General features: G+C 64.9%; 14 protein-coding genes. 8 read left to right on the top strand and 6 right to left on the bottom strand.

What is annotated here, in order from left to right; translation table 11 throughout:
* The first annotated feature begins 1 nt into the window (after window position 1).
* The 3 genes from IVB45_RS37025 (at window position 2) to IVB45_RS37015 (ending at window position 2,000) form a co-directional block, all read left to right on the top strand.
* Window positions 2–313 carry a DUF1330 domain-containing protein gene (locus IVB45_RS37025; RefSeq protein ID WP_027566211.1) on the top strand — a complete coding sequence of 104 codons (312 nt, stop codon included), beginning with the start codon at window positions 2–4 and terminating at the stop codon, window positions 311–313.
* 171 nt (window positions 314–484) lie between these two features.
* On the top strand, window positions 485–1,300 hold the full coding sequence (gene dapB / locus IVB45_RS37020; RefSeq protein ID WP_247357381.1) for a 4-hydroxy-tetrahydrodipicolinate reductase: 816 nt from the start codon (window positions 485–487) through the stop codon (window positions 1,298–1,300).
* A gap of 76 nt (window positions 1,301–1,376) precedes the next feature.
* A complete protein-coding gene (locus IVB45_RS37015) occupies window positions 1,377–2,000 on the top strand; it encodes a 2,3-bisphosphoglycerate-dependent phosphoglycerate mutase (protein WP_247357382.1) in 624 nt (207 codons plus the stop codon).
* A 164-nt stretch (window positions 2,001–2,164) separates the two neighbouring features.
* Here IVB45_RS37015 and IVB45_RS37010 read toward each other — a convergent pair whose 3' ends face one another.
* Complete coding sequence (locus tag IVB45_RS37010; RefSeq protein WP_027566209.1) at window positions 2,165–3,061, bottom strand: bifunctional helix-turn-helix domain-containing protein/methylated-DNA--[protein]-cysteine S-methyltransferase; 897 nt, start codon at window positions 3,059–3,061, stop codon at window positions 2,165–2,167.
* A gap of 56 nt (window positions 3,062–3,117) precedes the next feature.
* Window positions 3,118–3,651, bottom strand: coding sequence for a DUF2244 domain-containing protein (locus IVB45_RS37005; protein ID WP_247285061.1), 534 nt, complete (start codon window positions 3,649–3,651; stop codon window positions 3,118–3,120).
* A 22-nt stretch (window positions 3,652–3,673) separates the two neighbouring features.
* On the opposite strand from IVB45_RS37005, the gene nth reads away from it, so the two are divergent.
* From nth to IVB45_RS36990, 3 genes are read left to right on the top strand one after another with little or no spacing between them, the layout of a single operon-like run.
* Window positions 3,674–4,426 carry an endonuclease III gene (gene nth / locus IVB45_RS37000; protein WP_247357383.1) on the top strand — a complete coding sequence of 251 codons (753 nt, stop codon included), beginning with the start codon at window positions 3,674–3,676 and terminating at the stop codon, window positions 4,424–4,426.
* Window positions 4,427–4,458: 32 nt separating this feature from the next.
* On the top strand, window positions 4,459–5,595 hold the full coding sequence (locus IVB45_RS36995) for an HlyD family secretion protein (protein ID WP_247357384.1): 1,137 nt from the start codon (window positions 4,459–4,461) through the stop codon (window positions 5,593–5,595).
* Window positions 5,582–7,210, top strand: coding sequence for an MFS transporter (locus IVB45_RS36990; RefSeq protein WP_247357385.1), 1,629 nt, complete (start codon window positions 5,582–5,584; stop codon window positions 7,208–7,210). Before IVB45_RS36995 ends, IVB45_RS36990 begins: the two co-directional genes overlap by 14 nt.
* A 49-nt stretch (window positions 7,211–7,259) precedes the next feature.
* Here the strand turns inward: IVB45_RS36990 and IVB45_RS36985 are convergent, their stop codons facing one another.
* Together IVB45_RS36985 and IVB45_RS36980 are read right to left on the bottom strand one after the other, a co-directional pair.
* On the bottom strand, window positions 7,260–8,054 hold the full coding sequence (locus tag IVB45_RS36985) for a phytanoyl-CoA dioxygenase family protein (RefSeq protein WP_247357386.1): 795 nt from the start codon (window positions 8,052–8,054) through the stop codon (window positions 7,260–7,262).
* Window positions 8,055–8,283: 229 nt separating this feature from the next.
* On the bottom strand, window positions 8,284–9,024 hold the full coding sequence (locus IVB45_RS36980) for a sulfate transporter family protein (RefSeq protein ID WP_027566204.1): 741 nt from the start codon (window positions 9,022–9,024) through the stop codon (window positions 8,284–8,286).
* Between the two features lie 181 nt (window positions 9,025–9,205).
* Between IVB45_RS36980 and IVB45_RS36975 the strand changes: the two genes are divergently transcribed.
* Window positions 9,206–10,399 carry a CoA transferase gene (locus IVB45_RS36975; RefSeq protein WP_027566203.1) on the top strand — a complete coding sequence of 398 codons (1,194 nt, stop codon included), beginning with the start codon at window positions 9,206–9,208 and terminating at the stop codon, window positions 10,397–10,399.
* Window positions 10,396–11,340 carry a hydroxymethylglutaryl-CoA lyase gene (locus IVB45_RS36970; RefSeq protein WP_247357387.1) on the top strand — a complete coding sequence of 315 codons (945 nt, stop codon included), beginning with the start codon at window positions 10,396–10,398 and terminating at the stop codon, window positions 11,338–11,340. Before IVB45_RS36975 ends, IVB45_RS36970 begins: the two co-directional genes overlap by 4 nt.
* Before the next feature lie 71 nt (window positions 11,341–11,411).
* Here the strand turns inward: IVB45_RS36970 and nikR are convergent, their stop codons facing one another.
* Window positions 11,412–11,858, bottom strand: coding sequence for a nickel-responsive transcriptional regulator NikR (nikR, locus tag IVB45_RS36965; RefSeq protein ID WP_247285069.1), 447 nt, complete (start codon window positions 11,856–11,858; stop codon window positions 11,412–11,414).
* A 51-nt stretch (window positions 11,859–11,909) separates the two neighbouring features.
* Window positions 11,910–14,345, bottom strand: coding sequence for a heavy metal translocating P-type ATPase (locus IVB45_RS36960; RefSeq protein ID WP_247357388.1), 2,436 nt, complete (start codon window positions 14,343–14,345; stop codon window positions 11,910–11,912).
* Between the last annotated feature and the right edge of the window lie 7 nt (window positions 14,346–14,352).

Below are 14,352 nucleotides of genomic sequence, written 5' to 3'. Positions count from 1 at the left end.
AATGGCAAAAGGCTACTGGATCGGGCGCGTCGATGTGAGCAGCGACGAGGGCTACAAGCCCTATGCCGTCGCCAATGGTCCGATCTTCAAGAAATGGGGTGGCCGCTTCGTCGTCCGCGCCGGCAAGTTCACCACCGTCGAAGGCGCCAGCCGCACCCGCAACGTCGTGATCGAATTCCCGGATTACGAGACCGCGATCGCCTGCTACAACTCGCCGGAATACCAAGCCAACATCAAGGTGCGCCAGCCGCACTCCGTCGCCGACCTCATCATCATCGAGGGCTATGACGGCCCGCAGCCGTCAGACGGCTGAGGCGCGCTCAGCTCCGTCATGGCCGGGCCTGACCCGGCCATTCACGTCTTCGGTCTCATATGCGTGGCCGTTCGTGGATGCCCGGGACAATCCCGGGCATGACGGTGGCGTTTGCCCCTCGGTTGCCGGAACTGCCTCCCCCCGCTACAACGACCGTGAGAGGATCGCACCATGTCCGACATGCGCTTGATTGTTGCTGGAGCCGGCGGCCGGATGGGCCGGGCGCTGACGCGGGCGATTGCCGAAAGCAAAGGCGCGGTGCTGGCCGGCGCGCTGGAGGCACCGGGCTCGGAGCTGCTCGGCAAGGATGCCGGCGTGCTCGCAGGCCTGCCGGCCAACGGCATCAAACTCTCCGGCGATCTCTGGGCGTTGTCAAAGGACGCCGACGGCATTCTGGATTTCACCGTGCCCGCGGCGACCTTGGCCAATGTCGCGATCGCCGCCGAGCGAGGCCTCGTGCACGTGGTCGGAACGACGGGCCTGTCGGGCTCCGACAACGCCGTGATCAAGAGCGTCACCAACCGCGCCGTCGTGGTGCAGTCCGGCAATATGAGCCTGGGTGTCAATCTGCTCGCCGCCGTGGTCAAGCGCGTCGCCAAGGCGCTCGACGAGAGCTTCGATATCGAAATCGTCGAAACCCATCACCGCATGAAGATCGACGCGCCCTCGGGCACGGCACTGATGTTGGGCCAGGCGGCAGCTAGCGGCCGCGGCATCGCGCTCGACGAGCATGCAGATCGCGGCCGCGACGGCATCACCGGCGCGCGCAAGCCCGGCGATATCGGCTTTGCGTCGTTGCGCGGCGGCACCGCGGCCGGCGATCACAGCGTGAGCTTCCTCGGCCCGTTCGAGCGCCTGACGCTGTCGCATCACGCGGAGGATCGCATGCTGTTCGCCCACGGCGCGCTGAAGGCCGCGCTCTGGGCGCATGGCAAGAAGCCGGGGCACTACTCCATGGCCGACGTGCTCGGCCTGTCTGACATGTGAAGCATGATCCGGAAAAGTGTGAAGCGATTTTCCGACAAGATCATGCTTGAACAACGAACGAAACGGAAAGCAGTCAATGAGCGAACGTCTTCTCGTGCTGGTGCGGCACGGCCAGAGCGAATGGAATCTGAAGAACCTGTTCACGGGCTGGAAGGATCCTGACCTCACCGAACTCGGCGTGAAGGAAGCCTCGGAAGCCGGCCGCAAGCTGAAGGCGCAGGGCCTCGTGTTCGACCTTGCCTACACCTCGGTGTTGACGCGCGCACAGCACACGCTCGATCTCATTCTCGGCGAGCTCGATCAGAAGGGCCTGCCGACGACGAAGAACCTCGCGCTGAACGAGCGCGACTATGGCGATCTCTCGGGCCTCAACAAGGACGACGCCCGCAAGAAATGGGGCGAGGACCAGGTGTTGATCTGGCGCCGCTCCTACGACGTGCCGCCGCCCGGCGGCGAAAGCCTGAAGGACACGCTCGCGCGCGCGCTGCCGTATTACGTGCAGGAGATCCTGCCCGGCGTGCTCAACGGCAAGCGCACTTTGGTTGCGGCTCACGGCAACTCCCTGCGCGCGCTGATCATGGTGCTGGAAAAGCTCTCGCCCGAAGGGATTTTGAAGCGCGAGCTCGCCACCGGCGTGCCGATCATCTACCGCCTCAATGCGGATTCGACGGTGGCCTCGAAGTTGGATCTGGCATCGTAACGTCAAGACTCAGTGTCGTCCCGGCGAAGGCCGGGACCCATAACCACAGCGAGAGGTTTTGCGAAGACTTGCTGTTATCGTGTCTTCGCGTGGGACTAGCACCACCCTCCAACGATAGACTACGCGGTATGGGTCCCGGCCTTCGCCGGGGCGACAATGTGAATCTACTGCATCCCCAGCTGCCCGGCCTCCCAGCCCAGCATCGCCTGCTTACGGGTGATGCCCCAGTGATAGCCGGTGAGCGTGCCGCTCTTGCCGAGCGCGCGATGACAGGGCACGACGAACGACACCGGGTTCTTGCCGACGGCAGCGCCGACGGCGCGTGAGGCTTTCGGGCTGTTGATGTTGCAGGCGATGTCCGAATAGGACACCGCGCGGCCCATCGGGATCTTCAGCAACGTCTCCCACACCCGGACCTCGAAATCGGTGCCGATCATCACCACGCGCAGCGGCTGGTCCGGCCGCCACAGTTTTGTGTCGAAGATGCGCTGCGCCAAGGGCGCGGTGCCTTCGTGATCCTCGACATAGGTTGCATTGCGCCATCGCCGCGTCATGTCGGCGAGCGCCACCTGTTCCTCACCGGGATCGGCGAAGGCGAGTCCCGACAATCCGCGATCGGTCGCGATCACGATCGCGGTGCCGAACGGCGAGTGATGGAAGCCGTAGCGCAGGATGAGCCCCGCGCCGCCGTTCTTCCATTCGCCCGGCGACATCGCCTCATGGGTGACGAAGAGATCGTGCAGCCGGCCCGGACCCGACAGACCGGAATCAAGCGCGGCGTCGAGGATGCTCGCGGAGTCCCTGAGCAAGCCCTTGGCGTGATCGAGCGTGAGCGCCTGCATAAAAGCCTTCGGCGTGATCGAGGCCCAGCGGCGGAACAGATGGTGCAGCTCGTCCGGCGTGACGCCGGCCGCATCCGCCATCGCCTCGATGGTCGGCTGTGCGCGCCAGTTTTCGGAGATGAAGGCGATCGCCCGGCGCACGGAATCATAGTCGCGCATCGCGGCGTTCTGGGTGCCCGGCCCGGCCAGGCGCTGGTCATGTATCGCGAGTGTCATCATGATTGGAAATGTAGGAGAGGGCGGGGTGCGAAACCACCCGATTTCCGATCCGCAAATCAGGCGATCGGATTGTAGGTCGGACCCCGCCGGGCGGCATTTAACGCCTCAACCAAGCCTTTGTAAAAACTTGCCTTTTCGTCCGGTCCCAGGAAGCGGGCGATCTGGATCTGGTGACCTCGCGAGATCAGATAGAGGTGCTCGATGCCAAAATCCTCGTCGATTTCCATGTCGAGACGGACCCAGAGCGGGTTGAAGGTCCACTCGACCACCTGGCCGTGCTGGCTGACGCGCCGCACGCGCAATTCAGATGGTGTGACCACGATCTCCTCGCTGGCCCGCGCCGCGCGGAAATTGGCTTTGAAGGCCCACCAGATCACCAGCACATCGAGGCCGAAGAAGCCGAACACCGGCCAAGCGCCCATCATCAGGAAGACGAGGCCGGTGACGAAGCTGACGGCGCTCAGGAACAGCATCACGGCGAGGAAGCCGGTGCGGTTCAGCGAGCGGTGCGGCGTCAGGCGCGCGGAAAAGATCTGAGGTTCGGCCTCGCTTCCGGATCGTTCGCGCTCAATTTCGTTGCCTGTGGTCATCGTCCCTCAGTATATCCCGATCATGGCGAAAATCACCCGCAAGCCGGTCCCGCGTAAAACGTCCGTGCCGAAGAAAAAGGCAAAGCCGGTCGCGGCCAAACCGAACGGACCCGCGAAGAAATCGCTTAAGGCCCTGAAGCCCTGGACGCCGCCCGAGGTCCACGAGGCCTTCAGCCGTTTCCGCAAGGCCAACCCGGAGCCGAAAGGCGAGCTCGAGCACGTCAATCCGTTCACGCTGCTGGTCGCCGTGGTGCTGTCGGCGCAGGCGACCGATGCTGGGGTCAACAAGGCGACGCGTGCGTTGTTTGCGATCGCCGACACGCCGCAGAAGATGCTCGACCTCGGCGAGGAACGCCTGCGCGAGTACATCAAGACCATCGGCCTCTACCGCACCAAGGCGAAGAACGTGATCGGGCTGTCGGCGAAGCTGCTCAGCGAGTTCGGCGGCGAGGTGCCGCGTACGCGCGCCGGCATCGAGTCGTTGCCGGGTGCCGGGCGCAAGACCGCCAATGTCGTGCTCAACATGGCCTTCGGCGAGCACACCATGGCGGTCGACACGCATGTCTTCCGCGTCGGCAACCGGACCGGCCTCGCGCCTGGCAAGACGCCACTGGAGGTCGAGCTCGGTCTCGAAAAGGTAATCCCCGCCGAGTTCATGCTGCATGCCCATCATTGGCTGATCCTGCATGGCCGCTATACTTGCCTCGCGCGCAAGCCGCGCTGCGAGGTATGCCTGATCAACGATCTCTGTAGGTGGCCGGAAAAGACGGTCTGACTGGCGTTCGGAAAAGTGGTTTGGAGTCTATCGTGAGTCAGCAGGAACAAATCCCGTCGTCGCCACCTGCTGCCACACCGGCGCCGCCACCGAAGCCAACGCAGCGGCCGGCGAGTTCGCTGTGGAGCCGGCTCGCGATTCCGCTGTTCGCGGTGATCGTCGCGCTCGGCTTCGTCGCGCTGGCAACGCAGCGCTTCGACGAATGGGTCGGCAATTCGGTGGTCCAGACCACCAACGACGCCTATGTGCGCGCCGAGCTGACGCGGCTCGCCAGTCGCGTCTCCGGCGAAGTGCTGAGCGTCGGGGTCACCGACTTCCAGCGCGTCAAGGCCGGCGATCTCCTGATCCAGATCGATCCTGCCGACTATCAGGCGCAAGTCGCGCAATCCGAAGCGGCGGTCGCCGCCGCGCAAGCCGTGCTCGACAATCTGGCCAACCAGATCGAGCTGCAATATGCGACGATCGCGCAGGCGCAAGCCGCGCGGCTCTCGGCCGAAGCCGTGGAGGTCGAGGCGCGGCAGGAGCAGGAGCGTCAGCAGTCCCTGTCGCAGACCGAATCCGGTACGCGGCAGCGGTTCGAGCAGGCGGTCGCAGGCTACGCCAAGGCGCAGGCCGACGTGCGCGCGAGCCGCGCGGTGATCGCGGCCCAGCAGCACCAGCTCGAAGTCCTGCAAGGCACCAGGAAACAGCGTGCCGCCGATCTCGAAGCGACCAAGGCAACACTGGCAAGTGCGAAGCTCAAGCTCGGCTACACCAAGATATCGGCGCCGTTCGACGGCGTCGTCGGCGAGCGGCAGGTCCAACCCGGCGACTACGTCAACATCGGCACCAACCTTATCAACGTCGTGCCGTTGCCGAAGGTCTACGTGATCGCGAACTACAAGGAGACCCAGCTTACCCACGTCGCACCGGGCCAGCCGGTCGAGATCACCGTCGACAGTTTCCCGCGTGAGAAGCTGCGCGGCCGGGTGGAGCGCATTGCGCCCGCAACCGGCGCGCAGGTCGCGCTGCTGCCGCCGGACAACGCAACAGGCAACTTCACCAAGGTCGTGCAGCGCATTCCCGTGCGCATCCAGTTCGACGACAACCAGCCGCTGCTGGCGCGGCTGGTGCCAGGCATGTCGGTCGTCACCAGCATCGACACCAAGGCCGGTAATGGCGGAAAATGACGATTCCAGCCGCGGACCGCTCTCGCGCGGCGGCGTCGCCCCGCAGCCGCTGTTTGCGGTGGCGGCAGTGCTGCTCGGCTCGTTCCTCGCCAATTTCGACAGCCGCCTGACCACGATTGGCTTGCCGGACCTGCGCGGCGCGTTCTCGCTTTCGTTCGACGAAGGCGCATGGCTCTCCACGGCGGGCATCGGCTCGCAGATCTTCATCGCGCCCGCGGTGGCCTGGCTTGCCACAGTATTCGGTCTGCGCCGCGTGCTGGGCATCCCCAGCCTCGTCTATGCCGCGGTCTCGCTGATCATCCCGTTCGTGCACGATTATCCGACATTGCTCGCGCTCAGCGTCGTGCATGGCCTCTTGCTGGGCACCTTCGTGCCTGCGACGCTGATGATCGTGTTCCGCAATTTGCCGATCCGCTGGTGGCTCCCGGCGATCTCGATCTATTCGATCCGCGTCGGCTTCGCGCTGGACACCTCGAGCTCGCTGGTCGGCTTCTATGTCGACCATCTCGGCTGGCAATGGCTGTACTGGCAGAGCGTCGTGATCGCGCCCCTGATGGGCCTGATGGTTTATTGGGGCACGCCGAACGAGCCGGTGAATCGCGCTTTGCTGCGCGAGGCCGATTGGGGCGGCATGCTGCTGCTCGGCGCCGGCGTCTCGATGATCTACGCCGGGCTCGACCAGGGCAACCGGCTGGACTGGTTGCGGTCGGGAACGGTGATGGCGTTGATCATTGCCGGCGCGGTGCTGGTCGCGGGCTTCCTCGTCAACGAGGCCCTGGTGCGACAGCCATGGGCGCATATCAACGTGCTGTTCTCGCGCAATATCGGCCTGGGGCTGGTCCTGATTCTGCTCTACACGCTGACCAGCCTCTCCAACGCGTCGCTGGTGCCGAATTTCCTCGCCACCATCGCCCTGCTCAGGCCGGAGCAGAGTGGCTTGCTGCTGCTTACCTACGGCGCGTTGCCGATGTTCGTGCTGGTGCCGCTTTCGATCTGGCTGCTGCGGCATTTCGATACGCGGACGGTGGTGGTCGTGGGATTTGCCTGCTTCGCCGCCGCCAATCTCTGGGGCACGCAGCTCAGCCATGAATGGGCGCGCGAGGATTTCGCCGGCATCGTGCTGCTCCAGGCCATCGGGCAGTCGCTGACCTTGCTGCCGCTGATCATCACACTGCTGTCCAATTCCGATCCGAGCCGTGCCACCTCGTTTGCCGCCTATATCCAGATCATGCGGCTCGGTGGCACCGAGATCGGCGTGGCGTTGATGGGGACGTGGCTGCGCGTCCGCGAGCAGATCCATTCCTTCTATCTCGGCCAGAATCTCGGCGTCGGTGACGTCGACGTGGTCCGCATGCTGAAACAGCTCGCCGACCATTTTGCGGCCCATGGTGCGGGCTCGGCCCAGGCACGCGCGGTCGGTACGCTCGCGGGCTTGGTTCAGCGCGAGGCCAATGTGCTCGCCTATATCGACGGCTTCTGGCTGTGCTTCTGGGTGGCGATGGCCGCGCTCGGCGTCGTCGCGCTGGTCACCCGTGCGCCGCCCGGCCCGTTCACGCCGGCGCCGTTCGGCTTCGCCAGGATGCTGTTGCGCAAATGCGGGCTGTCGCTGACATAGGTTCGGGATCCAGACGTAACCAAGGTCGGTGGTCCTCGATGCTGTCTGATCATGGCGTCGTTAGCCCACAAGCCTGACGGATGGCGATCTGAACCGGCGAGGGTGGCAACGCCGCGTCGAACTCGCCTGTTGGCAGCAGCGGTGGCTGTGCCATGAAACGCGGGCGCTTCCCCCGGTGAGGTTGCGCGGCGTGAACCAGGAATGGATGGCACAGATAAACGGTACCTGCCGCACCAAGTGCCAGTTCAACCTCGAAATCTTCCGTAGAAGCGTAACCGTTGGCAGAGATCTGCCCCAGCGTCGCCCCTGCATCGCCATGGGGCAGCAGCTCCCGGGCGATGGTGGTGTGCGAACCTTTCCGTATCTTCGTTGGCGCATCATCAGGACCTACGTCCGAGAACAGGAAGAGCATCAGCAATGCGCGTCCGCTGCTCCTCACATTAACGCGCCACTGCATGAAGTCCGGATTGCTGAAGCCAAAACTCATGTCTACATGCCAGCCATCATCACCCGGGGATTCCGGTGAGGGAAAGCGGATCGGAAAAGTCCCGAGCGCTTTGGGCACGATCCAGCGACGGTCACCCGCGAGTTGGTCATAGGCTTCGTGCAGGATCGGCGTGTTGGCGGCTTCAATGAATGGTGGCGAAGACTTCGATCCCACGCGAATGACCGGCCGGGTCCAGCTTTCGGGCTCATGTGGCGACAGACCAATATCCGCCCACAATTCCTCCCTGCATTGCTCCGCAAGCTGCGTGCTGAAGGCGTTCTCGATCTTGATGAAACCGTCGTCGATGAAGTCCCGGACCTGACAAGAGGTCACGCCGATGCGCTCGGTTTTGGGCATTGCACATTCTCCGTTCGGCCATCGCGTCAGCGCAGCCGTTGTGATCTGATTGGCGCGGTGCGCCGAAACGACTTGGTCGCTCAGATCAGCGGGAGGAATGTGGACGTGAAAATCATGCCGCGAACCTATACGGAGGCAAAGGGCAAAATCAAGATGCGGCGGACCGGAACGTTCCGACCAGGGCGCGTCGTATGATCGCGCCGCCAGGTTTGCTCGTCCGACCTGTGCTCTACCGCATCTGTCGCGCCGGCTCGATCAGCTCTGGCCGCGGGCCTGAGAGCCGCTTGTGCATGTGGACCATGAAGGCCATGGCGAAGATCGGCGTCGCCAGGTTCACGATCGGGATTGAGACGAAGGCTGCGATGAACAGGCCCGCGGTGAAGATGGTTGCGGCATTGTCGCGCCGCATCGCCTTGGCTTCTTCCGGCGAGCGAAACCGCATCGCCGCGAGCTCGAAATATTCGCGGCCGAGCAGCCAGGCGGTGGCGAGGAAGAAGACCAGGAAACCGGCGCCCGCGAAAAGCACCAGCGGCAAGGCGATCAGGTAGACCAGGATCGTCAGCAGCGCGGTCTTGACGCCCTCGTAGATCGCCTGGCTGAACGGCAGCGCGACGCCCGGCCGCTCGGCCGGATAGTGCTCGCGCTCGACGATGTCGGCGACGTCGTCCACGAACAGGCTCGCCACCACCGAGGTAATCGCGGGCATCAGGAACACAGCCCCGAACACGACGCCGAGGCCCGCGGCGATCGAAATGATCCAGGACAACACCTCGAGCGATGAGTGCCAGCCCGGACCGAGCAGGCCTTCCAGCCAGGCCTCGCCATAGGTCGCAAACCAGCTCAGGAGCCGCTGCAAGCCGATCGCCAGCACGATGATCAGCACCAGTGCGACGCCGATCGACCGCCACAGGATCGAGCGCATCGGCGGCGAAATCATTTGCGACAGCGCCTTGACGGCGGCATCCAGCATGGGAGTTCCTCTCACGACATCACCCGCGAGAGGTAGACACCCCGGGCCACTTCGGCAAGGGAGATCGGCGGCGCCGCTTATGGCCGGATTGACCGCTCGCATCAACGAAGCCACGATGAATTCGGCAAGACGGTTGCTTCAGACAGCACGCGGAACCAGCCGCGCAAAGGAACAGGCTTATATGGCGATGGAAGAATCGGCGGCCGGATTGCCGCTTGCAGGCGTCCGCGTCGTCGAGATGACCCACATGGTCATGGGCCCGACCTGCGGCATGATCCTGGCACAACTCGGAGCCGACGTGATCAAGGTCGAGCCGCCCGCGGGCGACAAGACCCGAAGCCTGGGGGGCATGGGCACCGCCTTCTTCCCGTTGTTCAACCGCGGCAAGCGCAGCGTGGTGCTGGATTTCGAGAAGCCTGAGGATCGCGACACCATGCACCGGCTGCTGGCGACGGCCGACGTGTTCCTTGAGAATTTTCGCGACGGCCAGCTTGAGAAGCAGGGGCTTGGCGCCGACGAACTGCGCCGCCGGCATCCAGAGCTGATCATCGCCGGCCACAAGGGTTTTCTCTCGGGTCCCTACGAGCACCGCCCCGCGCTCGACGAGGTCGTGCAGATGATGGCGGGCCTTGCCGCCATGACCGGCACCAGCGAAAAGCCGCAGCGCGTCGGCTCGTCCGCCAACGACATCATGGGCGGCATGTTCGGCGTGATCGCGATCCTCGCGGCGCTCTATCAGAAGCGCGGTGGAAAACGCGATGGCGCCGACATTCGCATCGGCCTGTTCGAGAACTGCCTGTTCCTGGTTGCCCAGCACATGGTCGAATACGAGATGACCGGCAACAAGCCGCGCTCGATGCCGGAGCGCGAGCATGCCTGGCCGATCTACGACATCTTCGAGACCGCCGGCGGCGAGCGCATCTTCATCGGCGTCGTCACTGAAGGCCATTGGCAGAGCTTTTGCCGCGAGTTCGGCCTGACTGAATTCCTCGATGATCCCGCCTTGCGCACCACGACCGATCGCATCCTGGCGCGCGGGCGGATCATTCCGCGCGCCGCCGGGATCATCAGGCAATGGGACGTGACAAAACTGTCGCAGAGGCTCGATGCGCTCAACATCTGCTTCTCGCCGATCAACCGTCCCGAGGATCTCTTCACCGACCCACATGTGCTGCGGCCGGGTGGGCTCGTCAACAATGTCACCGCCGACGGCAAGCCGTTCCGGGTGCCGGCGCTGCCGATCGAATGGAACGGCAGCCATATCGGCGAAGGCCTGAAGGTCGCGCCGCTCGGCGCCGACACTGCGGCCGTTCGCGCCGAGATCGACACCGAAAGCGAAGACGTCACGTCAAAAACAACAGGGAGGCGCGGATGAGCCGGATTCAGGGGATTTACCCCGCAGAGCGCGTCAGCCTGCGCGAAGTCGGCCTGCGCGACGGGCTCCAGCTCGTGAAGAAAATTCCGTCGACCGACGCCAAGCAGCGCTGGGTGCGCGAGGAATATGCCGCCGGCGTGCGGCATTTCGAGGTCGGCTCGTTCCTGCCGGCAAAGACGTTTCCGCAATTCGTCGATGTTCGTAATGTCGTCGCGACCGTCGCTTCATTGCCCGGCGCGCATGGCATCGCGCTTGCGCTCAACGAGCGCGGCGTCAACGAGGCGCTGGAATCCGGCGTCGGCGAGATCGCCTCGGTGGTCTCGGCAACGGAAGAGCACAGCCAGGCCAATGCGCACCGCTCGCGCGAGTCCGCGATCGCCAATCTGAAACGCCTGTGCGAGATGCGCGATGCCACCAGCCACAAGCCGCTCGTCAACGCGGCGATCTCGATGGCGCTGGGCTGCTCGATCACCGGGGCGGTTGACCCTGCGGAGGTGCTGCGGCTGGTCGACAAATGCCTGGAGGCTGGTGTCGATTTCGTCGGCATCGCCGACACCGTCGGTTATGCCGGGCCGAAGCAGGTGGCGGAGCTGACGCGCGCCGCCGTGAAGCTTGCAGGGTCAAAGCCGATCTGCATCCATCTCCACGACACCCGCGGCATGGGCATCGCGAACGCGGCCGCCGCGCTCGACGAAGGCGCGCGAATCCTCGACGGCTCGCTCGGCGGCCTCGGCGGCTGCCCCTTCGCGCCCGGTGCGACCGGCAATGTCGTGTTCGAGGATCTCGTGTTCCTGTGCGAGAGCAAGGGTTTTCCGACCGGCATCGATTTGGAGAAACTGATCACGGTGCGCAGGATCCTGCGCGAGGAGATGCCGAACGAAACGCTGTATGGCGGCATCGCGCGGGCCGGGTTGCCGGGTGGGAATGCGAAGGCAGCTTAAATCCGCAAGCGGAATGCTCTTCCCTTCTCTCCCACAAGGGGAGAGGGGAACGCACCGTCTATTCGGCAAATCTACTCATGCCGGTGCGCCTGCTTCCGCGCCTTCGCCTGCTTACCGTCCCCCGTCGGAATCATCACCACACGGCCATAACGCACGCCGCGTTCGGCGATGATGTGGTCGGCGAAATGTCTGACCTCGGAGGCGTCGCCGCGCAGTGCCGTCATCTCCATGCAATTGTTGTCGTCGAGATGGACGTGCAGCGTCGCCAGCGCGAGGTCGTGGTGACCATGGAATTCCTGCACCAGGCGTTTTGAGAGATCGCGGGCGGCGTGGTCGTAGACATAGACGAGACCGGCGACGCAGGGCCCGGCCTGTGCGGTGTCCTCGCTGCTCTGTTGCAAGCCGGCGCGCGCGAGATCGCGGATGATCTCGGAGCGGTTCTGGTAGCCGCGCGCTTCCGCCGCAGCGTCGATCTCTGCCAGCAGATCGTCTTCGATCGTGATCGTAATTCGCTGCATCAAGATGCTCCCTCCCAAGCTCGATGCCATTTTACACGGATTCCGCGACGCTCACAGCCGCGTTGCCCGCAGTCGCAGCGCGTTCCCGACCACGCTGACCGAGGACAGCGCCATCGCGGCCGCGGCGATGATCGGCGACAGCAGCACGCCGAAAGTTGGATAGAGGATGCCGGCCGCGATCGGAATGCCTGCGGCGTTGTAGATGAAGGCGAAGAACAGGTTTTGCCGGATGTTGCTCATCGTCGCCTGCGACAGTTTTCGCGCCCGCACGATGCCGGTGAGATCGCCCTTCAGCAGCGTGACGCCAGCGCTCTCCATCGCCACATCAGTGCCGGTGCCCATGGCGATGCCGACTTCGGCAGCGGCCAGCGCCGGCGCGTCGTTGACGCCGTCACCGGCCATCGCGACGCTGCGGCCGGCCTTCTGCAGCTTCGTCACCACCGCGCTCTTCTGGTCCGGCAGCACCTCGGCCTCGACATCGGCGATGCCGAGCCTGCGCGCCACGGCTTCCGCCGTGGTGCGGTTGTCGCCGGTCAGCATGATGACCTTGATGCCCTCGGCCGCCAGTGCCTTCAGCGCCTCCGGGGTCGAAGCCTTGACCGGATCGGCGATCGCGAACAGGCCGGCAAGCCGGCCGTCGACGGCCATGTTGATCACGGTCGCGCCATCGCCGCGCAGCCGTTCGGCCTCGCCATCGAGGGTTTTGGTGTCGACGCCGATCGACGTCAGATATCGGGCATTGCCGAGCACGATGGTTTTGCCATCGACCTTGCCGGTCGCGCCTTTGCCGGTCGGCGAATCGAATTGCTCGACCTGGCCCAGCGCGAGCTGCTTCTCCTTCGCCGCGCGCATGATCGCGTCGGCCAGAGGATGCTCGCTGGCGCGCTCGACGCTGGCGGCCATGCGGAGGACGTCGTCTTCCGCAAAGCCGGCCGCCGGCACGATCGCGACCACCTTCGGCTTGCCCTCGGTCAGCGTGCCGGTCTTGTCGACCACCAGCGTGTCGATCTTCTCCATCCGCTCCAGCGCCTCGGCGTTCTTGATCAGGACGCCTGCTTGCGCGCCGCGGCCGACGCCGACCATGATCGACATCGGGGTCGCCAGGCCAAGCGCGCAGGGGCAGGCGATGATCAGCACGCTGACGGCGGCGACGAGGCCGAAGGCCAGCCGCGGCTCCGGCCCGAACCAGGCCCAGGCCGCGAAGGCAGCGACCGCGACCGCAATCACCATCGGCACGAACCAGCCCGCGACCTGGTCGGCGAGACGCTGGATCGGCGCGCGCGAGCGCTGCGCGTCCGCGACCATCTGCACGATCTGCGACAGCAGCGTCTCACGGCCTACCTTGTCGGCGCGCATGATGAAGCTGCCGGACTGGTTGAGCGTGCCGGCGATCACCTTCGCGCCGGTCTCCTTGGTGACCGGCATGGATTCGCCTGTGACGAGCGACTCGTCGAGCGAGGAACGGCCTTCCAGAATGACGCCGTCGACCGGCACTTTCTCGCCCGGACGCACGCGCAGGCGGTCACCGGCATGAAGTGCGTCGATCTCGACCTCGTGCTCGCTGCCGTCAGCATCGACGCGGCGCGCGGTCTTCGGGGCGAGCTGCAGCAGCGCCTTGATCGCACCCGAGGTCGCGTCGCGTGCGCGCAGCTCCAGCACCTGCCCTAGCAGCACCAGCACGGTGATGACCGCCGCGGCCTCAAAATAAACCGCGACCGCGCCTTCATGGCCGCGGAAGGTGGCCGGAAAAATCTGCGGCGCGATGGTGCCGATCAGGCTGTAGACATAGGCAACGCCCGTGCCCATCGCGATCAGCGTGAACATGTTGAGGTTGCGCGTCAGCAGCGACTGCCAGCCGCGGAGGAAGAACGGCCAGCCGGCCCACAGCACCACAGGCGTGGCGAAGACGAGCTGGATCCAGTTCGACAGCGTCGCATCGATCCAGTTGTGCGGGCCCGCGAGATGGCCGCCCATCTCCAGCACCACTGCCGGCAAAGCCAGCGCGCCGCCGATCCAGAACCGCCGCGTCATGTCGGCAAGCTCGGGATTGGGGCCGGTCTCCAGGCTCGCCACTTCCGGCTCCAGCGCCATGCCGCAGATCGGACAGCTTCCGGGCCCGGCCTGGCGGATCTGCGGATGCATCGGGCAGGTGTAGATCGTGCCCGCCGGCATCTCGGGCTCGGGCGTCTTGTCCTTGGCGAGGTACTTTGCGGGATCCTCGGCGAATTTGGTGCGGCAGCCGGCCGAGCAGAAATGGAAGGTCGCGCCCTGATGGTCGAACCGGTGCTTGGACGTCGCGGGATCGACGGTCATGCCGCAGACGGGATCGCGGACTTTTGCCGCGGCGCCGTGGTCATGCGCGTGATCGCCGCGCGCGCCGCAGCAGGAGGCAGCGGCGGGCTTGTCGACCGAGGCAACTTTACTGGAACAGCCGCATCCGGAATGTGTTTCCGGCTTGTGATGGTGCTCGTGTTCGGCGTCGTTCATTGCCACG

The organism is Bradyrhizobium sp. 4 (genome assembly GCF_023100905.1).
Taxonomy (GTDB): Bacteria; Pseudomonadota; Alphaproteobacteria; order Rhizobiales; family Xanthobacteraceae; genus Bradyrhizobium.
The sequence above is the reverse complement of the archived record's forward strand: the minus strand, read 5'-3'. Positions and strand labels throughout refer to the sequence as shown.